Consider the following 18,905-nt stretch of genomic DNA (forward strand, 5'->3'; position numbering starts at 1 on the left):
AAGACCGCTACCGCCAGCCGGAAAGCCAATTGGGACCCCATGCGGCGGAACTGAATGCGTTGTTTAAAAAAAGCCCCGCACACGGTCAACCAAGCGATAGAAATCATCTTCGAACAGACGGGCATCCGCGTGAAGCGCTCCGCTTGCCAAGCATTCCTGAAAAAGCTCGGCCTAAAATTCCGGCGGTGCGGACTGATACCCGGCAAGGTCTTGGACGAAGCCACGCAGCGGCAAGCACAGCAAACCTTCCACGACACCCAGTTGCAGCCCCGCCTGGAAGAGGCCAAACAAGGACGGCGCACCGTGTTGTTTGTGGATGCGGCACACTTTGTGATGGGGGCGTTCCTCGGCATGGTATGGTGTTTCGCCAGGGTGTTGCTGCCCTCCGCCAGCGGGCGGCAACGCCACAACGTCTTGGGCGCTTAAGACCCCATCCGCCACGAGGCCATCACCGTGACCAACGGAACCTACATCAACCAAGGGGTATTTTGTGAATTCCTTGACAAGATCGCGGCAGCTTACGCCGATACAGGACGGCCTATCACAGTGGTGCTGGACAATGCCCGTTACCAAAAATGCCGCTCGGTTGCCGACAAGGCCGCAGAACTGGGCATCGAACTCCTTTACCTGCCGCCTTACTCGCCCAACCTGAACCTGATCGAAAGGCTATGGCGCTTTGTCAAAAAAGAAGTGCTGTATAGCACCCACTATGACAAATTCCAAGTGTTTAAGGATAACATCGACTCTTGTATTGCCGGGCTTTATACTAGTTTCAAGGACAAAATGCAAACTTTAATGACCATGAATTTTCAACTGTTTTCTGAAAAAACCGAAAACTTGACCGTTTGAAGTATATATGGGAGGGAGCGCGGTCAGGATGACCGCGCTCCAAAAACTGAAAACCTGACCATTCAGAGTATACCAAGGAGAAGGCTGGGGGCGGACACGCTGAAGCGCAATGAACGCTTACTTAATTTCCTGCCCGTTCCTTAGTTTTTGCCCAAACCCTAGCCTATGCTGATTAAATCCACTTTTAAACCCGCCGGATGGTTGCGTAACGGCCACCTGCAAACCCTTTATCCGGCCTTATTACGCCGCCAACCCGTCGTGCCACAAGTAGAGCGCGAACGCCTGACCACGCCCGACGGCGACTTTTTGGACGTAGACCATTGCGGGCATACCGGGCCACGGGTGCTGATGCTGCACGGCCTGACCGGCAACTCGCAATCGGGTTATATTAAAGGCTTGCAAATCGCCTTCTTACAGCGGGGCTGGTGCAGCACGGTGATGAATTTTCGTGGTTGTAGCGGCCAGCCCAATAACAAAGCCCGCAGCTACCACTCCGGCGAAACCGAAGACATCCACTTTGTTTACCAAACCTTACGCCAACGCCACCCCGATACCCCCTGTGCCGCCATCGGTTTTTCCTTGGGCGGCAATGTGTTATTAAAATGGCTGGGCGAACAAGGCGATAAATTAACGCTAACGGCAGCAGTCGCTGTCTCTGTACCCTTGCTGTTAAACCTGTGTGCCAGCAAGCTCGATAAGGGTTTCTCGCAGCTTTACCGGGCCAATTTATTGGCCGAATTGAAAACCTATATGCACGTCAAACAACGCCATCTGGAACAAAATGGCTTTGCTGACGAAGCCGAAAAAATCCGCCGACTAGGCGATTGTTCCGCCATCCGCTCGTTCTGGCAATATGATGATATTGTCGTCGCAGGCTTGCACGGTTTTACAGATGTCCACGACTACTACCGCCGCTCCAGTTCCCGGCAATACCTCCAACATATCACCGTCCCCACCCTCATCATCCAAGCCGACGATGACCCGTTTATGACCCCCGCCGTACTGCCCACCGCCGCCGAATTATCCCCTGCCGTGCGTTTGGAAATCACCCACGGCGGTGGCCATGTCGGCTTCGTCGGCCACCAAGGCCTAAAGCCTGTGTATTGGTTGGAACAACGGATTCCGGCATTTTTGTCGGGGTATTTTTAAGGACTGAGCCTGTTTATGGGCTGGCAACCCAAACGCAGGATTTTTTTGCCGAATTGCCCCAAACTGGGTAATATGGCGAGCTATGAAAAAAAGTGACTTTTACTACGATTTACCCGACGCGCTGATTGCCCAGCATCCCTTAGCCGAACGTACTGCCAGCCGTTTATTGTGCATGGGGCGTGACACGGGGGAACTGTGCGATAGGCAATTTAATGATTTTATCGACTTGATCCATGCCGATGATTTGCTGGTGTTTAACGACACGCGGGTGATTCCCGCACGGCTATGGGGACATAAGGCCAGTGGCGGCAAGGTTGAGATCCTGATCGAACGGCTGCTCGACGAACACCATGCCATTGCCCATGTCCGTGCCAGCAAAGCCCCTAAGCCAGGGACGCTGGTCGAACTGCCTGAAGGCTTAGCCTGCACCGTCACGGGGCGCGATAATGACCTGTTCCACCTAGCCTTTCCCCAGCCTATCTTGGCCGTGTTGGCGCAAATAGGCCATATCCCCTTGCCGCCGTATATCACCCGTGCCGACGACAGCGGGGATTATAGCCGCTACCAAACGGTATTTGCCAAAACCGCCGGAGCGGTGGCGGCACCGACAGCCGGACTGCATTTCGACGAAGCCTTGCTGGATAAGCTGAAAGCTAAAGGGGTGCGGAGTGCGTTTGTGACCTTGCATGTCGGCAGCGGCACTTTTCAGCCTGTCAGGGTAGAAGACTTGGCGGCGCATATTATGCACAAGGAGTATTTCAGCGTCACTGAAGAGACCGTCACAGCGGTAGCGCAAACCCACGCCCGGGGCGGGCGGGTGGTGGCGGTCGGCACAACGGCGGTGCGGGCTTTGGAATCGGCGGCACGTTCGGGAAGCTTAACCGCCTCATTCGGCGACACCCAGTTGTTCATCACGCCCGGTTATACCTTCAAGGTGGTCGATGCCTTATTGACCAATTTCCATTTACCCGAATCGACTTTGCTGATGCTGGTCAGCGCGTTTGCGGGCTACCAGCCGATCATGGCGGCTTACCGCCATGCGGTAGCCGAAGGGTACCGTTTTTTCAGTTATGGCGATGCGATGTTTTTAAGCCGCTAGCTCGGCCTAAACGTTTACTGTTGCAATCATAATTCATCTGTCATTCGGCTGTTAACTTCGGAACACTTGCCCGCCGCACAGTGGACGGCATACCCGCTTGCCTAGCTTGCCAAAGGTCATAAGCGGCTTGCTGGCTGATCCATAAATCTGCCCTGCCACCGTTTTCTATGCCTAACCAACTTTCAAGCCCTAGGGCCATTTCTGGCGATAGTGCACCCTTAGCATTTAACACCCTAAAAATCCATAAACTTGTATTAATACCAGACCGGACAACTAAAAAACAGATTGCCAATCCTTCAACAAGACAACATGTCCGAACTGAGCCGTTTTTGATACATGCCTGTTGTCAGCGGTAATGAAGGTGCAGTCATTGGCGATAGCCAAGGCATGGTAGCTGGCATCGTAAAAGGACGGGAAACCCGATTTTGGATGGCCTGTTTCGCACATTTCAATGTGCCTTCAAAATACACGGCAGATCCAAGTCAACCAGCTTTAAATTGGCTTTTTGGTATAGCCCAATCAATTCATAAGCCTGTTGAGTCGGGAAATTGCTCACGCTGGCAATGGTCAGCACTTCGTAAAGAAACAAGCTAGGAACAATGACTTGATAATTTCTCTTACTGATTTCCGTTATAAGCTGGACAGCCTGTTCTTTGTCGTCTTCCTCTAAAAAGAGCTTATTGAAAACACAGGAGTCTAAAACGACCTTATTTTGCACGTTTCATTTTGTTATCAAGTAATTCCTGCTCTTTCCCTTCCCTGAGCATCCTGACCATTTGTTCAGATGAATACTCTGTTTTTACAGGCTGGATGGTGGCAAGCATTTTTAAAAATTTCTGTGCGTTCTCTTCGCGTTCAATTTCTTCAAGGGCATTAGCGATGGCCTTGTTCATTAAGGCCGTTTTTTGGCCTCTTGGGATACGGTCAAGCCGTTCCCTATTTTCTTGGGTAAGGTACAAAGTCGTCCTGACCTTGCCTTGTTCCGGTGCTGTTAGGGTAGCCATAATGGTGTCATTAAAAGTTAATAGCTGATAACACCATTATATGACACCTATTAAATTATCAACTATTTTTATAAAAAACCCGTTGCGCTAGTTCGGGGTAGTTTTTCATAATGGAACACTCTGCACATGACAAAAAATGCCCGTTGAAAATAGGGCAAAATACAGTTTTTTCTAGGTCGGACAATGCGGAATACTCGCCCGTTGCACGGTGGATGGCACACCCGTCTGTCTGGCTTGCCATTAAGGACACGGGATAAGGCGGTGCGGGTTACGCCAAGCTGCTTGGCGGCTTCGGTGATGGTTAGGCCAAGTGCGGGCAAAACGTCTTCGCGCAAAACTTCACCGGGATGTTAGGGAGTTAGGCTGTTAGTCTGTGGTTGCATCATCCAGCTTATCTTGAGCAATATAATTGTAAATATCCTGTAACCATTGCTCGGCTTCCGCCGTCCAATTTATTTCTGCCATATACGGATTCGCCGCGCCATTTATTCATTAGAAACCGTCCGGCCTTGGCGGGAATCCTCCAATCCACGTTCCACCCTGCGCGAAAAAGCCAATTCCTGCAAAATCTCATCAAAACTGCTATCGTCAGGTTGGGCACGAACAATATTAGCAACTTTTTCTTTAATTGCTGGCATATAAAACTCTCTCATGCTATTGATTATATTAAAAATATACATCAAAACACGGGTAACGCCTAGCTGTTCGACAAATTATTTAATCGTAATTTAATAAAGATAAGTAAAAAGCCCAGCCATTTCACTTCCCAATACAAAAACTAGAAAAAATCCTCCCCAATAAATCATCGGAAGTAAATTGTCCGGTAATCTCCGCCAAGCTGTGTTGGGCGGTGCGTAAGTCTTCGGCGACGAGTTCGCCGGCTTGGTTGATTTGTAATTGGCTTAAGGCGGTTTCGACGGCTTCGTAGGCGCGGGCCAGGGCCTCTAGGTGGCGGCGGCGGGCGATGAAGACGTTGTCGGTGGCTTCGTTAAAGCCTACGCTTTGTTTGAGGTGGCGGGCCAGCATGTCCATGCCGGCACCGGTTTTGACAGAGAGGTAGATGCGGGTATCCGCCGCGTTTTGCTCTAGGGTAGGGGGGATGTTAAGCAAATCTATTTTGTTGTAGATACGGGTGATTTCGACGTTATCCGGCAGGGTTTCCAGCAGGGCTTCGTCGTCGGGGTCGCGGGCATCGATCAGCAAGAGGATTTTGTCGGCTTTGCGCATTTCTTCCCGCGCCCGGCGGATGCCTTCTTGCTCGACGGGGTTGTCGCTATCGCGCAGGCCTGCGGTGTCGATGATATGCAGAGGCATTCCGTCAAGCTGGATGCGCTCCCTCAAGACATCGCGGGTGGTACCGGCTATAGCAGTGACGATGGCGGCCTCATGTCCGGCCAAGGCGTTCAGTAGGCTGGATTTTCCGGCATTGGGCTTACCTGCCAGGACGATGGTCATGCCTTCGCGCAACAGGCGGCCTTGTTGGGCGGTTTTTTGGATTTGCGCCAGCCGCCCTAATAAGCTGACGACGCGCTTTTCGACCACGCCGTCGGTGAGGAAATCGATTTCTTCATCGACAAAGTCAATGGCGGCTTCGACGTAGATGCGCAGTTCGGTCAGCTCTTCAACCAGTTGGTTGATTTGCTCGGAAAATACGCCCTGCATGGAGTTTTGCGCCGAGCGCACCGATTGTTCGGTACTGCTGGCGATCAAGTCGGCAACAGCTTCGGCTTGCGCCAAATCCAGTTTGTTGTTTAGGAAAGCGCGTTCGGTAAATTCGCCGGGCCGGGCCAGACGGCAACCTAAGGCGAGGACGCGCCGCAACAGCATATCCAAGACCACTGCACCGCCGTGGCCTTGCAGTTCGAGAATGTTTTCGCCCGTGTAGGAGGCAGGGGCAGGAAAGTACAGGCCTATGCCGGAGTCGATAACAGTGCCGTCGGCTTCTTTAAAGTTGCCGTAGGTGGCGTGGCGTGGCGCGAGGGGTTTGCCGAACAGGTGTTGGGCGATGGCAGGGGCAGTTGCCCCTGAGATGCGGATGATGCCGACACCGCCGTTACCCGGCGGTGTCGCAATCGCGGCGATGGTATCAGGATCAATAACCACGCGGGCGGTTAGGGTTCATTGGCAATGGTTTTGGTGATATACCATTGTTGGAGGATGGACAGGGTGTTGTTAACGACCCAGTACAGCACCAAACCTGCGGGGAAGAACAGGAAGAACACAGTGAACACCAGCGGGAACATTTTCATGACCCGTGCCTGGATAGGGTCTATCGGCGCGGGGTTCAGGCCTTGTTGGATTTTCATGGTGATGCCCATGATAATCGGCAAGATGTAGAACGGATCTTCGACCGATAAATCCTGTATCCATAACATGAACGGGGCTTGGCGGAACTCGACAGTTTCGCTCAGTACCCAATACAAGCACATAAAGACGGGAATTTGGATCAGTACCGGGAAACAGCCGCCTAAGGGGTTGGCTTTTTCTTTTTTGTACAGAGCCATCATTTCGGTGTTGAAGCGTTGGCGGTCGTCTTTAAAGCGCTCTTGCAGTTCTTTCAGACGCGGCTGGATTTTGCGCATTTTCGCCATGGACTTAAAGCTGGCTTGCGACAGCGGGAAGAACAGCAGCTTGATACACAAGGTCACGCCCATAATCGCCACACCCCAGTTACCCGTCAGGTCGTGGATTTGGTTCAGCAACCAGTAGATGGGTTTGCCGATAAAGGTCAGGACGCTGTAGTCAACGGTCAGTTCCAGGCCTTTGGCGACTTTTTCCATAACAGGCTGGACTTTGGGCCCGGCGTACAGTTGTGAGGTAAAGTCGGCGGCAGTGTTGTTGTCGACGGTAACCAGCGGCGAGTAAGAGCCGATAACGTAATGTTCGCTAGCCAAGCTTTTGGTGTAAAAATGGTTTTCTTGGTCAGCGGGCGGAATCCACGCGGAGGCGAAGTAATGTTTGATAAAGGCTGTCCAACCGCCTTGGGTGCCGACATCCAAGTTACCTTCTTGCATATCGTCATAGCTGATTTTTTTATACTTGTCTTTTTCGGTGTAAATCACTCCACCGTCATAAGCCCGCATACCGCCCATCATAAAATTGCCTTTGTTGCTATGGTCAGGCACACGCAACAGTTGGCTATATTGGCGGATCACCCAAGGTTTGCCGCTGGCGTTGTCGATATGTTGGTTAAGGGCAATGTCGTAGCTGCCGCGTTTGAAGGTGAACGATTTAGTGACGCTCAGGCCGCTGTTGTCCGTCCAGATCATCGGTACGGTCAGGGTGTCTTGGCCCGCGTCTAAGTGGTAGCTGTCTTGGCTGGTGGTAAAAATGCTGTAATGGTTAGCGATAGCACCGTTATCGGCGATTAAGCCGCTTTGGGCTATAAACTGTTTTTCCGGTTCGTTGTTGAACAGGCGCACAGGGGCGTGGTTTTTTTCGGAAACGGGCAGGCCGATCAAAGCACGGGCTTTATTGACGACGCTGTTGTCTTGTTCGGTGGGGTATTGCAGCAAGTCCATGCTGCGGATGGTGCCGCCTTGTAAATCAATTTCCAGGTCGATGACATCCGTTTTGACTGTTATTATTTTGCCGGATGTGCTGAGGCCGGGAACTGGGCTGGCGGTGCTGGCGACAGCAGGCGCACCAGTTGCGGGCAAGTCTTCGTGGCTGGCTTCCAAGTTGGGGGTGGTGACGGCGGCGACAGTAGCCGGCTTGGGGCCGTAATCTATCTGCCAGGCCTGCATCATCAATACGACTAGCATCGCAAATGTGACGACTAGTACAAATCTTAAATTATCCATTCTTATTTCTCAATTTATCTGGAACGGGATCAATGCCCCCTTCATGGAAAGGGTGGCATTTCAATAATCTTTTCAGGGTGAGATAGCAGCCAATGACAGCGCCATAGCGGGACAGCGCCTCTAAGGAATATTGGGAGCAGCTTGGATAAAAACGGCAGTTGGGCCCAAGCAAGGGGCTAACAAAGTATCGGTAGAACTTTATCAATGCTATGAGTATGAAGCGCATCGGGTTACCAACTTAAGCCAGTGTTTTTCCAATGACTTTCTTAATAGTTCCAGCGGGGCATCGACGGCTTCCCTGCGGGCTAAAACAACAATGTCAAGGTTTCCTAACTGTTGTTGTAACCGAAAATTTTCCCGAACAGTCCGCTTAATGATATTTCTGTGAACGGCTTTTTTGATATTTTTTTTAGCTATCGCCAATCCCAGCCGCGGATGATCTAAATCATTTTTTATCGCTAATAGGGTAAAATATTGGTCGCTGGACTTTACCGGTTTCGCAAAAACTTTTTTGTACTCAGCGGGTTTTTTTAACCGGGACTGTGGGGGGAAACCAAAATCGTTACTAAACAACCGCAAATCTATAGGGCCAATTTATGGCGGCCTTTCGCTCTACGCGAGTTTAACACCTTGCGGCCACCGACTGTCGCCATTCTGGAACGGAAGCCATGGGTTCTGACACGTTTGATTTTACTGGGTTGGTATGTTCTTTTCATTGTTGCTCAAGCCTACTGGGATAATATTATCAAAAACGGATAAAAAAGACGTTGGATGATAGAATAAAGCGCTTGACCTGTCAATTCTGTAATGACATGTTTTATTAATGCAGAGTGGCAAAAGCCCTGTTTCTCTTACCTCACAAATCAATATCTTATCTACTTCAATGAGTTCAATTTGGGATAACTGCCTTGCTAAACTTGAAAATGAAATCGCCAGCGCCGATTTTAGCACCTGGATACGGCCTTTGCAGGCGGTCGAAGGCGACGGGCGCATTACCTTGCTCGCGCCGAACCGTTTTGTCTTGGATTGGGTGAAACAACACCACTTTGCCAAGATTGAAGAGACTATCCATGAATTCTCTAACGGCAGTTTAGTGCTGAACATGGAAATAGGCTCGAAAAAGTCACCGTTGCTGACGATGGCGAAAATCGTCAAACCTGCCGAGACTAAAAAGGCCATCCCCAGTTTCCTGAACAAAACGTTCACGTTCGACACCTTTGTCGAGGGTAAATCCAACCAGTTGGCGCGGGCCGCGTCGATGCAAGTGACGGAAAACATCGGCAAAGCCTATAACCCCCTGCTGATCTACGGCAGTTCCGGCCTAGGCAAAACCCATCTGATGCAGGCCATCGGTAACGGGGTGCTACAAAAAAACCCGTCGGCGAATATTATTTATCTGCATTCGGAAAGGTTTGTCCAAGACATGGTGAAGGCCTTGCAGCAAAATTCCATCGACACGTTTAAGAGTTTTTACCGGACGATTGACGTGCTGCTGATTGACGACATCCAATTTTTCGCGGGCAAGGAACGCTCGCAAGAGGAGTTTTTCCACACCTTCAACACCCTGTTGGAAAAAAAGCATCAGGTGGTGCTGACCTGCGACAAGTACCCGAAAGAAATTATCGGCTTGGAAGACCGCTTAAAATCCCGCTTCGGCTGGGGCCTGCCAGTGTCGATAGAACCGCCCGATATGGAAACCCGCGCCGCGATTTTGATGAAAAAAGCCCAATTGGCCGGGGTTAACTTGACCCAAGAAGTGGCATTTTTTATCGCCAGACGCATTCCCTCCAATGTCCGGGACTTGGAAGGGGCTTTGCGGCGGGTGATTGCCAACGCCCAATTTACGGGTCGGGAAATCACGACCGAGTTTACCAAAGAAGCCCTGCATGATTTGATTTCTTTGCAGGATAAGCTGGTCAATATCGACAATATCCAACGCACTGTAGCGGACTATTACAAAATCCGCGTCGCTGATTTAGCCTCGAAAAACCGCAAGCAGATCATTACCCGCCCCCGCCAAGTCGCCATGTGTTTGGCGCGGGAACTGACTTCGCACAGCTTTCCAGAAATAGGCAATGCGTTTGGCGGTCGTGATCATACAACAGTGATTAATGCCTGTAAGCGTATCCGTGAGCTAAAAGAGGCCGACAGTAAGATGGCGGAGGATTACGCAAACTTATTGCGCTCACTATCCCACTAGCTGTGGATAACTGTGTGCATAAAGTGCGCTTTATCTGTGGATAACTCTGTGGATAAAATGTGGATAATTGTACCGACGCGCATTTGTTAAAGTTATCCACATTTTATCCACAGGATATCCACAGGATATTCACAGGCAAAATGTATATATAAGATTATGTTATTATTAATTAAATAGAAACTTATCCACAGTTTTTGCCTTTACTAATAATAATAGCTTTTAAAATCTTTATTTATTTATATTTAATTAATCCCCATTGTGCCGAAAAGTTTAATTTTAGGTAACCCATTAATTTAATAATACGGGGGGATGAAAAAACGGTTTGAAAAGTGTTGTACACTTCGCGATAAAAATTTTAAAAAATGGGTTCCTGAAAAATGGACGGACATAATCCGCCCAATTCCAGCTACAAAGCATGAACAGTAAAAATTCGGCCTGTGGATAACTTTGGGGATAAGCAAGGGTTTTTTTGCAATAAATGTGTATAAATCTCCAGCTTTTGTGGGGATAATCGTTACACATAATCCCAATAAGCCCTTATACAAGCGTTTGAAAAATTACAAGCTATTGAATTAAAATAAAATAAAAAGTTATCCACAGTTTTTTGTCCCGCTAATACGAATAAGATAAAAAGAGTATGAAATTCATTATTAACAGAGAAGTTTTGCTAACACCTTTGCAGCAAATTGTTAGCGTTATCGAAAAACGCCAAACTTTACCCATCTTAGCAAATGTTTTGATGGTGGTCCATGAAGGGCAATTGGTTTTGACGGGCACTGATTTGGAAATCCAGATTATTGCCAAGATTGCCATTGAACCCGCAACACCCGGCACGATTACCGTGCCGGCCCGAAAGTTATTAGATATCTGCCGCTTATTGCCTAAAGGTGCGGAAATTAAATGTGAACTGCAAGGCGATAAAGTAAAAATTTCTTCGCACCGGAGCCGTTTTTCTTTAAGCGCGTTGCCGGCCGACAATTATCCCGAATTTGCTGAATCGGCCTTAGAAAACCATTTCTTTATTAATGCCGGACAGTTTAAAAAGGCCTTGGATAAGACATTGTTTTGTATGGCTAACCAAGATGTGCGTTATTATTTGAACGGCCTGTTGCTGAATATTTCCAACAGCAAATTGAAATTGGTCGCCTCTGATGGCCACCGTTTGGCGATTTATGAAGACCAATTGCCGCAGGCGACAGGGTTTGAGGCGCGGATTATTTTGCCGCGCAAAGGCGTTTTGGAGTTAAACCGTTTGCTGGATGATCCAGAAACAGACTTAAAAGTTGAATTCTCCAGCAATAATATTCGGATTTTTATTAAAGATTTGGTGTTTTCGGCAAAATTGGTCGATGCCAAATATCCCGATTTTAGCAAAGTTTTCCAGCAAGAATTTTTCAATCCGCTGTATATCGACAAGCAATTGTTCCGCGAAGCTTTAACCCGTGTGGCGATTTTGTCGAATGAAAAATTTCGGGGCATCACGCTGGATGTCAGCAGCGAACGCTTAAGCATCAGCACCCATAATCCTGAGCAAGACGAGGCCGAAGAAGAGTTGGCGATTGATTATCAGGGCGAGCCGTTGACCATTTCTTTTAATGCCCAATATTTATTGGAAGCCGTCGCCAATTTGGATTCGGAAGTGGCCGCGCTGATTATCGCCAGCAATGCCAGCAGTTGTTTTGTCAATGAACAAAATGAGCGCACTTACCAGTTCATCGTTATGCCGATGCGCTTGTAACGTTCCTGTTATGAGTTTGCTAAAACTGGATATTTATCACGTCCGCAATATTCACAAGGCTTCTTTACAGCCTTGCCCGACGCTGAATTTATTGGTTGGCGACAATGCCAGCGGTAAAAGTTCGCTGTTGGAAGCGATTTATATTTTAGGCAGGGCGAAATCGTTTCGCTCTGCCAGCATTAAGCCGGTGATCAGCCTGGATCAGGAGCATCTGATTGTCTCCGCGCAAATTCAACAAACCGCCGAGGGCGGTGTCAGTCAGTTGGGCATCCAGCTTGACGGCAAAACCATGGCGATACGCATTAACCAAGAAACCCGCCAACAACGTTCAGAACTGGCTTATGCCTTACCCGTACAGCTTATTCACCCAAAAAGTTACGAGTTGCTGGATGGCGGGGCGCAACTGCGCCGCGAGTTTTTGGATTGGGGCGTTTTTAACGCCGACACCCGTTTTTTGCCGATGTGGCGACGTTTTAAGAAAGCCTTGGCGCAACGTAATGCCGCGCTAAAGATAAAACGCTTTGAGCAATTGGCGGTTTGGAACCAAGAGCTGGCGTATTACGGTACAATAGTGCAAGACTATCGGCAGCGTTATCTGGAAAAATTGCAGCCTGTGTTTATAGCGATTAGCCGCCAATTTTTGGCGCTGGACACCATCACCTTACAGTTGCTGTGCGGTTGGGACAGTTCTAAAACCTTGCTGGAAGCGTTAGAACAGGATATGGATAAGGATTTGCGCTATGGCTTTACCCATAGCGGCCCGCACCGGGCGGATTTTCAGGTTCGCGTGGAACAGCAATTGGCTAAGGAGTTTGTGTCACGCGGGCAGCTAAAGCTTTTGGTGTTGGGTTTAAAGCTGAGCCAAGTGCAATTGCTGGCGGACGGGCAACAGCCTTTAGGCTGTGTGCTGGTTGATGATTTTGCCGCCGAACTGGACAGCTGCAACCGTGTTAAGTTACTGGATTTTTTGGTGGCGCTCAATTGTCAGGTATTTATCACCGCCACCGCCGCTACCGATTTTGGCGATTTAAGCCATATACCTAATTATAAAATGTTCCGCATGGAACAGGGTTGTGTGAATCCGTATTAATGTTCCACATGGAACATGGCCATTTGGGTTTGTCCCGATGTTCCACGTGGAACATGGCCGTTCGGGATTGCCCCGATGTTCCACGTGGAACATGGCCGTTCGGGATTGCCCCGATGTTCCACGTGGAACATGGCCGTTCGGGATTGCCCCGATGTTCCATGTGGAACATGGCCGTTCGGGATTGCCCTGATGTTCCACGTGGAACATCAACCTAGTCTAAATGGCTTGATGTCTGATAAAACCACTTAATTTGAAATTGGGCGTTTTCGTAAGCTTGTTCACGAAGATTCGGTAAACGCTAGCTTATGCCCGATCTTTAAGCATATTTCACCTCGCCCCATACGCAGTCTATAGCTAGTGGTATAATTAGGCCACTATAACAAAGCACTTTATTCTCAATTTGAGGTTAATTAATGTTCCACGTGGAACATGGCACTAGCAAACCAATGTAATGTTTCACATGGAACATTCAGGCAACTACAGGAAAAAAGAAGAACCACATGAGCAACAATAACGATCAATACGATAGTACCAATATTCAGGTTTTGAAAGGATTGGATGCGGTACGAAAACGGCCGGGTATGTATATTGGTGATACCGATGACGGTTCCGGTTTGCACCACATGGTTTTTGAGGTGGTTGATAATTCTATAGATGAGGCGTTAGCGGGTTATTGTAAAGAAGTCCGCGTTATTATCCATAGCAACGGCTCAGTGACGGTGGCCGATGACGGGCGCGGTATCCCAGTCGATATTCATGAGGAAGAGGGCCGTTCTGCCGCCGAGGTGATTATGACGGTGTTACACGCAGGCGGTAAGTTTGACGATAATGCCTATAAAGTTTCCGGCGGTTTGCACGGTGTCGGGGTCTCGGTAGTGAATGCCTTATCGGAAGAGCTGAATTTGGAAATCCGTAAAAATGGCCAATTGTACAGACAGCAATATCTGATGGGCGAACCGGTTGCGCCTTTGGCGGCGGTGGGCCCAACTACTGGATCAGGCACACAAATCAATTTCAAACCCAGCAATAAGACCTTTACCGATGTCGAATTCCATTACGATATTCTGGCAAAACGTTTGCGGGAACTGTCCTTCCTAAATTCCGGTGTCCGCATCAGCTTAGAAGACGAACGTACCGATAAGCAAGATGTGTTCGAATTTGAAGGCGGCATCAGTGCCTTTGTGGTACATCTGAATAAAAACAAAATCCCGCTGTTCCCGGAAGTTTTTTATTTTAAGGCCGAGAAAGAAGGGGTGGTCGTAGAAGTGGCGATGCAATGGAACGACTCGTATCAGGAAAACGTGTTTTGCTATACTAATAATATTCCGCAACGCGATGGTGGCAGTCATTTGGCCGGATTCAGGGGCGCGTTGACGCGTACGGTTAACCAATATATTGAAACCAGCGGTATCGGTAAAAAAGAGAAAGTCGCCACTACGGGTGATGATGCCCGTGAAGGTCTGACCGCCGTATTATCGGTTAAAGTACCCGACCCTAAGTTCTCTTCGCAAACCAAAGACAAATTGGTGTCTTCCGAGGTTAAACCGTTGGTCGAATCGACCATGAACGAAAAACTGCAAGAGTTCCTGCTGGAAAAGCCGCAAATCGCCAAAGCCATTGTCGGAAAAATCCTGGATGCCGCACGGGCGCGGGAAGCGGCCCGTAAGGCGCGGGAAATGACCCGCCGTAAGACAACATTGGATATTGCCGGTTTACCGGGCAAGTTGGCCGATTGCCAAGAGAAAGACCCGGCCTTATCAGAATTGTTCTTAGTCGAAGGGGACTCGGCGGGTGGTTCGGCCAAGCAAGGCAGGGATCGGCGCACTCAAGCGATTTTGCCGTTAAAAGGTAAAATTCTTAATGTCGAAAAAGCCCGTTTCGACAAGATGATTTCCTCAGAAGAGGTCGGTACCTTAATCACTGCCTTAGGCTGTGGGATTGGCAAAGACGAATATAATTTGGCGAAATTGCGCTACCACCGCATTATCATCATGACCGATGCCGACGTAGACGGCTCACATATCCGCACTTTGTTATTGACCTTCTTTTACCGCCAGTTGCCGGAGATTGTCGAAAAAGGCTATATCTATATTGCCCAGCCACCTTTATATAAGGTTAAAAAAGGTAAGCAAGAGCATTATGTCAAAGACGATGCCGCGTTAAACGAATACCTGATCCAATTGGCTTTGGATAAGGCGCAGTTATTTACTGATGAAGCTGCACCGCCCATACAAGGCCCTGGGCTGGAGAAACTGGCTAAGGACTACGTTGCTATCGTCACCACCATTAACCGCCTGTTCAGACGCTATGATGAGGCTTTCTTGGAGCAATTGGTGGCGATGGCTGTCGTTAATGAAGCGCTGAAACAAGACCCGCAGCAATTGGCGGACTGGTTCGGGCAAATTATCCGGCAATTGAACGACAGTTTCGGCACGGCGGTGTTTAGCGTCGAGCTGGATTATAAAAGCAGCAGCGACTTTTCTGCCGTGGTCAGCAAACGCCTGCACGGCATTATCAAAACCTTTGTCTTGCCGTCGAACTTTTTCAACAGCAAAGACTATAAACAAATGGCGCAATATGCCGAAGACACGGCAGGGCTGTTTAATGATTACTCGCACATTAAAATGGGCGAACGCCAGCAGGGGGTCAGCAGCTTTAAGCAAGCGTTCGACTGGATGATGCGCGAAGTGAAAAAAGGCCAACACATCCAACGCTACAAAGGGCTGGGCGAGATGAACCCCGAACAGCTCTGGGAAACTACCTTAGATGCCAATAACCGCCGTTTACTGCAAGTCAGGATTGAAGATGCCATCGCCGCCGATGAAATCTTCACTACGCTGATGGGGGATGTCGTGGAACCGCGCCGCGACTTTATCGTTAAAAATGCCTTAGATGTAACCAATCTGGACGTTTAATTATGCTCACTTACCCGCAAATTGATCCTGTCGCCATTGCCCTTGGGCCCCTGAAAGTCCATTGGTACGGGCTTATGTATTTGGTCGGCTTTGTCGCCGTCTATTTCTTGGGGCAAAAAAACGCCCAAAAGCCCTGGTCGCCCATTCCACCCGAAGCTATCGAAGACCTAGTGACTTACGGGGCGTTGGGGGTGATTTTGGGCGGCAGGATAGGGTATGTGCTGTTTTACAAGTTCAGCAATTTTCTCCACGACCCCCTTATGCTGTTTAAGATTTGGGAAGGCGGCATGGCCTTCCATGGCGGTATGCTGGGGGTGTTTGTGGCGATGTGGTTCTACGGCAAAAAGCAGAACTGCACCATGATGCAATTGATCGATTTGATTGCCCCGCTGGCGCCCATCGGTTTGGGGGCAGGGCGGATCGGCAATTTTATTAACTCGGAATTGTGGGGTCGGACAACCGATGTGCCGTGGGCGATGGTGTTTCCGAACGGGGGCCCATTAGCCCGCCACCCCTCGCAATTGTATGAGGCGTTTTTGGAAGGTTTGGTGCTGTTTATCATTCTGCAACTCTATGCCAGCAAGCCCCGTCCGGTCATGGCGACGACAGGCTTGGCGGTGTTCTGTTACGGTTGCTTTAGGTTCTTTGTCGAATTCTACCGAATGCCCGACGCGCACCTGGGTTATCTGGCCTTTGACTGGCTGACCATGGGGCAGATACTGTCCACGCCGATGATTATTATTGGTGCGTTATTGTTTTATTTTGCCCATAGAAAATCTGCTTAAAGGCAGCAAAGGCTGACAAAAAAGGCTTACCTTTATGGTAGGCCTTTTTTTTTGCCTGCCTGTCAGCTTGTAGCGGCTACAAATTCTATCTAGGCACTTCACGCCTTACCAATAGCCACCCCAAATCTTTACAGTATTTTTACCCGATTTACGCTTACACTGAGCTTGTTTCCGACAACCATGCTGACGTTTACCGTTAGCTTTAGTCTAACTATAAGGTGATTTATGAGCTGGATTTTTCTCGTTTTGATGGTGGCTTTTTTCGCCGTCACCGGTTTCTTGGTACATGCCTTGGAAAAATTAAGGGGGCAATCATGAGTTGGGTTTATCTGTTAAGTGCGGCTTTAGTGGCGGGGATTTTCGTCTACCTGATTGCCGCGCTGTTTTATCCGGAGAAGTTCTGATGACTAGCAACAGCCTATTACAAATTGTCTTTTATATGGCCGTCTTAATCGCCTTGGCTAAGCCCTTAGGCAGTTATATGGCGAAAATTTATGACGATGAACCCGTGGTGATAAACCGCTGGTTGGCGCCGTTTGAAGCGTGGATTTATCGCCTTAGCGGGGTTAATCCCCAGCAAGAGATGCGTTGGACAGACTATGCCATAGCCCTGTTGGTCTTTAACCTGTTAGGGGGATTGGCGGTGTTCGGGCTACAAAGCTTGCAAGCCTCGTTGCCGCTTAATCCGCAAAACTTGCCTAATGTCAGTCCTGACTCGGCCTTTAATACGGCGGTCAGTTTTGCCACTAACACCAACTGGCAGGGCTACGGCGGTGAGGTGACCATGAGTTACCTGACCCAGATGCTGGGCTTGACCGTACAGAATTTTGTCTCCGCCGCTACGGGCATGGCGACACTGGTTGCTTTAATCAGGGGCTTTACCCGCCGCAAAGCCGATATTATCGGCAATTTTTGGGTGGATATGACCCGCAGCACCTTATATATACTGATGCCTTTGTCATTAGTTTTGGCTTTGGTATTGGTTGGGCAGGGGGTTGTCCAGACCTTTAGCCCTTACCAAACCGTATCCTTGTTGGAACGCGTCAGTTATGAGCAGCCTAAATTGGGGGCGGACGGAGTGGCTTTGCAAGATGCCAGTGGCAAGCCCGAGCTGGAAGCGGTTGAAGTAAAGGAACAAATGATAGCGGTGGGCCCAGCCGCCTCGCAAGTGGCGATCAAGCAACTGGGTACGAACGGCGGCGGCTTTTTTAACGTCAATTCCGCCCATCCCTTGGAAAACCCCACCCCGTTAAGTAACTTTTTGGAAATGCTGTCTATCCTGCTGATTCCGGCGGCGTTGTGCTACACCTTCGGCATGATGGTGGGCGATACCCGCCAAGGTTGGGCGATTTTGGCGGCGATGACGCTGATGTTGGTCGCGCTGATTTTTGTCACTGTCCCTGCCGAGCAAAGCGGCAATCCGGCTTTTAGTGCCTTAGGTGTTGACCAAATAGCCAGTGCCGAGCAGTCCGGCGGCAATATGGAAGGTAAGGAAACCCGGTTTGGCATTACGAATTCAGCTCTGTGGGCGGTAGTCACCACAGCCGCCTCCAACGGTTCGGTGAACGCCATGCACGACTCGTTTACCCCTATCGGCGGACTGGTGCCGATGTGGTTGATGCAGTTGGGCGAAGTGGTGTTTGGTGGGGTCGGTTCGGGGCTGTACGGCATGATAATGTTTGCGATAGTCGCGGTGTTTGTCTCCGGTCTGATGATAGGGCGCACCCCCGAATATTTGGGCAAAAAAATCGAAGCTTACGAAATGAAAATGGCGGCGATCACTATTTTAATTCCGCCGCTGATGGTGTTGGGTGGCACGGCGTTGGCGGTGTTGCTGGAGGTCGGCAAGTCCTCAATTTTTAACCCTGGGGCCCACGGTTTTAGCGAAGTGCTGTACGCGCTGTCCTCAGCGGGCAATAACAACGGCAGCGCGTTTGGCGGCTTGTCGGCCAACACCCCGTTTTATAACACCCTATTGGGCGTGGTGATGCTGTTTTCCCGGTATTGGTTGGCGGTGCCGGTATTGGCTATCGCCGGGGCTTTGGCGGCGAAGAAAATTGTCCCGGTGGGCCCAGGTACATTGCCGACGCATACACCCTTATTTATCGTTTTATTGATTGGCACGGTGCTGATGGTGGGGGCGTTGACATTTGTGCCTGCTTTGGCTTTGGGCCCAGTGGTTGAGCATTTGCAGATGCTGGGGGCTGTCGCCGCTAAATAATAGGCATTTGTCTGTTGTGCAGTCGGATTCAGTAGCCAATATCTATAAAGGA

The 18,905-nt window shown here is 49.5% G+C and carries 22 protein-coding genes; 11 read left to right on the forward strand and 11 right to left on the reverse strand.

From position 1 onward, the window contains the following. Positions 1 to 54 precede the first annotated feature (54 nt). From AADEFJLK_RS08305 to queA, 4 genes are all read left to right on the forward strand, one after another. Positions 55 to 426 carry a hypothetical protein gene (locus tag AADEFJLK_RS08305; protein ID WP_103973932.1) on the forward strand — a complete coding sequence of 124 codons (372 nt, stop codon included), beginning with the start codon at positions 55 to 57 and terminating at the stop codon, positions 424 to 426. A gap of 27 nt (positions 427 to 453) precedes the next feature. Beyond that, a complete protein-coding gene (locus AADEFJLK_RS08310) occupies positions 454 to 849 on the forward strand; it encodes a transposase (RefSeq protein WP_170065062.1) in 396 nt (131 codons plus the stop codon). Positions 850 to 1,014: 165 nt separating this feature from the next. Continuing rightward, the gene (locus tag AADEFJLK_RS08315; RefSeq protein ID WP_103973934.1) at positions 1,015 to 1,998 is read left to right on the forward strand and encodes a hydrolase; all 984 of its coding nucleotides are present in this window, start codon (positions 1,015 to 1,017) and stop codon (positions 1,996 to 1,998) included. Positions 1,999 to 2,080: 82 nt separating this feature from the next. Further along, positions 2,081 to 3,097 carry a tRNA preQ1(34) S-adenosylmethionine ribosyltransferase-isomerase QueA gene (queA, locus tag AADEFJLK_RS08320; protein WP_103973935.1) on the forward strand — a complete coding sequence of 339 codons (1,017 nt, stop codon included), beginning with the start codon at positions 2,081 to 2,083 and terminating at the stop codon, positions 3,095 to 3,097. 40 nt (positions 3,098 to 3,137) lie between these two features. Here queA and AADEFJLK_RS25045 read toward each other — a convergent pair whose 3' ends face one another. The 11 genes from AADEFJLK_RS25045 to rpmH form a co-directional block, all read right to left on the reverse strand. Continuing rightward, positions 3,138 to 3,329 (reverse strand): helix-turn-helix transcriptional regulator, encoded by a 192-nt coding sequence (locus AADEFJLK_RS25045; RefSeq protein ID WP_249028007.1) that lies wholly within the window; start codon positions 3,327 to 3,329, stop codon positions 3,138 to 3,140. Between the two features lie 41 nt (positions 3,330 to 3,370). Then, a complete protein-coding gene (locus AADEFJLK_RS23895) occupies positions 3,371 to 3,544 on the reverse strand; it encodes a PIN domain-containing protein (RefSeq protein WP_146054541.1) in 174 nt (57 codons plus the stop codon). Position 3,545: 1 nt separating this feature from the next. Next, the gene (locus tag AADEFJLK_RS08330; protein WP_103973936.1) at positions 3,546 to 3,815 is read right to left on the reverse strand and encodes a PIN domain-containing protein; all 270 of its coding nucleotides are present in this window, start codon (positions 3,813 to 3,815) and stop codon (positions 3,546 to 3,548) included. Next, on the reverse strand, positions 3,805 to 4,101 hold the full coding sequence (locus AADEFJLK_RS08335) for a hypothetical protein (RefSeq protein ID WP_103973937.1): 297 nt from the start codon (positions 4,099 to 4,101) through the stop codon (positions 3,805 to 3,807). The genes AADEFJLK_RS08330 and AADEFJLK_RS08335 overlap by 11 nt, the downstream gene beginning before the upstream one ends. Before the next feature lie 68 nt (positions 4,102 to 4,169). Next, the gene (locus AADEFJLK_RS26050) at positions 4,170 to 4,436 is read right to left on the reverse strand and encodes a helix-turn-helix transcriptional regulator (protein ID WP_428839024.1); all 267 of its coding nucleotides are present in this window, start codon (positions 4,434 to 4,436) and stop codon (positions 4,170 to 4,172) included. A gap of 150 nt (positions 4,437 to 4,586) precedes the next feature. Next, the gene (locus AADEFJLK_RS24435; RefSeq protein WP_170065063.1) at positions 4,587 to 4,739 is read right to left on the reverse strand and encodes a hypothetical protein; all 153 of its coding nucleotides are present in this window, start codon (positions 4,737 to 4,739) and stop codon (positions 4,587 to 4,589) included. Between the two features lie 121 nt (positions 4,740 to 4,860). Continuing rightward, positions 4,861 to 6,204, reverse strand: coding sequence for a tRNA uridine-5-carboxymethylaminomethyl(34) synthesis GTPase MnmE (gene mnmE, locus AADEFJLK_RS08355; protein ID WP_103973939.1), 1,344 nt, complete (start codon positions 6,202 to 6,204; stop codon positions 4,861 to 4,863). 8 nt (positions 6,205 to 6,212) lie between these two features. Next, a complete protein-coding gene (gene yidC, locus AADEFJLK_RS08360; protein WP_103973940.1) occupies positions 6,213 to 7,904 on the reverse strand; it encodes a membrane protein insertase YidC in 1,692 nt (563 codons plus the stop codon). Next, a complete protein-coding gene (gene yidD / locus AADEFJLK_RS08365; protein ID WP_088618261.1) occupies positions 7,897 to 8,130 on the reverse strand; it encodes a membrane protein insertion efficiency factor YidD in 234 nt (77 codons plus the stop codon). The genes yidC and yidD overlap by 8 nt, the downstream gene beginning before the upstream one ends. Further along, positions 8,112 to 8,477 carry a ribonuclease P protein component gene (gene rnpA, locus AADEFJLK_RS08370; protein WP_103974159.1) on the reverse strand — a complete coding sequence of 122 codons (366 nt, stop codon included), beginning with the start codon at positions 8,475 to 8,477 and terminating at the stop codon, positions 8,112 to 8,114. The genes yidD and rnpA overlap by 19 nt, the downstream gene beginning before the upstream one ends. An 8-nt stretch (positions 8,478 to 8,485) precedes the next feature. Then, complete coding sequence (gene rpmH / locus AADEFJLK_RS08375) at positions 8,486 to 8,620, reverse strand: 50S ribosomal protein L34 (RefSeq protein WP_088618262.1); 135 nt, start codon at positions 8,618 to 8,620, stop codon at positions 8,486 to 8,488. 167 nt (positions 8,621 to 8,787) lie between these two features. Between rpmH and dnaA the strand changes: the two genes are divergently transcribed. The 7 genes from dnaA (at position 8,788) to kdpA (ending at position 18,853) form a co-directional block, all read left to right on the forward strand. Beyond that, positions 8,788 to 10,104 (forward strand): chromosomal replication initiator protein DnaA, encoded by a 1,317-nt coding sequence (gene dnaA / locus AADEFJLK_RS08380; RefSeq protein ID WP_088618263.1) that lies wholly within the window; start codon positions 8,788 to 8,790, stop codon positions 10,102 to 10,104. Positions 10,105 to 10,741: 637 nt separating this feature from the next. Continuing rightward, positions 10,742 to 11,842 carry a DNA polymerase III subunit beta gene (gene dnaN / locus AADEFJLK_RS08385; protein WP_088618264.1) on the forward strand — a complete coding sequence of 367 codons (1,101 nt, stop codon included), beginning with the start codon at positions 10,742 to 10,744 and terminating at the stop codon, positions 11,840 to 11,842. 10 nt (positions 11,843 to 11,852) lie between these two features. After that, positions 11,853 to 12,932: a DNA replication/repair protein RecF gene (gene recF, locus AADEFJLK_RS08390; RefSeq protein WP_103973941.1), complete on the forward strand. Its 1,080-nt coding sequence runs from the start codon at positions 11,853 to 11,855 to the stop codon at positions 12,930 to 12,932. 500 nt (positions 12,933 to 13,432) lie between these two features. Then, complete coding sequence (gene gyrB, locus AADEFJLK_RS08395) at positions 13,433 to 15,847, forward strand: DNA topoisomerase (ATP-hydrolyzing) subunit B (protein WP_103973942.1); 2,415 nt, start codon at positions 13,433 to 13,435, stop codon at positions 15,845 to 15,847. Between the two features lie 2 nt (positions 15,848 to 15,849). After that, positions 15,850 to 16,632, forward strand: a complete 783-nt coding sequence (gene lgt / locus AADEFJLK_RS08400) for a prolipoprotein diacylglyceryl transferase (protein ID WP_103973943.1) — start codon at positions 15,850 to 15,852, stop codon at positions 16,630 to 16,632. A gap of 314 nt (positions 16,633 to 16,946) precedes the next feature. After that, on the forward strand, positions 16,947 to 17,036 hold the full coding sequence (kdpF, locus tag AADEFJLK_RS08405) for a K(+)-transporting ATPase subunit F (protein ID WP_088618268.1): 90 nt from the start codon (positions 16,947 to 16,949) through the stop codon (positions 17,034 to 17,036). Then, positions 17,036 to 18,853: a potassium-transporting ATPase subunit KdpA gene (kdpA, locus tag AADEFJLK_RS08410; protein ID WP_103973944.1), complete on the forward strand. Its 1,818-nt coding sequence runs from the start codon at positions 17,036 to 17,038 to the stop codon at positions 18,851 to 18,853. Before kdpF ends, kdpA begins: the two co-directional genes overlap by 1 nt. Positions 18,854 to 18,905: the final 52 nt, after the last annotated feature.

It is taken from the genome of Methylovulum psychrotolerans (genome assembly GCF_002923755.1).
GTDB lineage: Bacteria > Pseudomonadota > Gammaproteobacteria > Methylococcales > Methylomonadaceae > Methylovulum > Methylovulum psychrotolerans.

Coding starts and splice junctions, on each gene's coding strand:
- AADEFJLK_RS08305 (WP_103973932.1), top strand. CDS start 55: ATGCGTTGTTTAAAAAAAGCCCCGCACACGGTCAACCAAGCGATAGAA.
- AADEFJLK_RS08315 (WP_103973934.1), top strand. CDS start 1,015: ATGCTGATTAAATCCACTTTTAAACCCGCCGGATGGTTGCGTAACGGC.
- queA (WP_103973935.1), top strand. CDS start 2,081: ATGAAAAAAAGTGACTTTTACTACGATTTACCCGACGCGCTGATTGCC.
- AADEFJLK_RS23895 (WP_146054541.1), bottom strand. CDS start 3,544: ATGTGCGAAACAGGCCATCCAAAATCGGGTTTCCCGTCCTTTTACGAT.
- AADEFJLK_RS08335 (WP_103973937.1), bottom strand. CDS start 4,101: ATGGCTACCCTAACAGCACCGGAACAAGGCAAGGTCAGGACGACTTTG.
- AADEFJLK_RS24435 (WP_170065063.1), bottom strand. CDS start 4,739: ATGCCAGCAATTAAAGAAAAAGTTGCTAATATTGTTCGTGCCCAACCT.
- yidC (WP_103973940.1), bottom strand. CDS start 7,904: ATGGATAATTTAAGATTTGTACTAGTCGTCACATTTGCGATGCTAGTC.
- yidD (WP_088618261.1), bottom strand. CDS start 8,130: ATGCGCTTCATACTCATAGCATTGATAAAGTTCTACCGATACTTTGTT.
- rpmH (WP_088618262.1), bottom strand. CDS start 8,620: ATGAAAAGAACATACCAACCCAGTAAAATCAAACGTGTCAGAACCCAT.
- dnaA (WP_088618263.1), top strand. CDS start 8,788: ATGAGTTCAATTTGGGATAACTGCCTTGCTAAACTTGAAAATGAAATC.
- dnaN (WP_088618264.1), top strand. CDS start 10,742: ATGAAATTCATTATTAACAGAGAAGTTTTGCTAACACCTTTGCAGCAA.
- recF (WP_103973941.1), top strand. CDS start 11,853: ATGAGTTTGCTAAAACTGGATATTTATCACGTCCGCAATATTCACAAG.
- gyrB (WP_103973942.1), top strand. CDS start 13,433: ATGAGCAACAATAACGATCAATACGATAGTACCAATATTCAGGTTTTG.
- lgt (WP_103973943.1), top strand. CDS start 15,850: ATGCTCACTTACCCGCAAATTGATCCTGTCGCCATTGCCCTTGGGCCC.
- kdpF (WP_088618268.1), top strand. CDS start 16,947: ATGAGTTGGGTTTATCTGTTAAGTGCGGCTTTAGTGGCGGGGATTTTC.
- kdpA (WP_103973944.1), top strand. CDS start 17,036: ATGACTAGCAACAGCCTATTACAAATTGTCTTTTATATGGCCGTCTTA.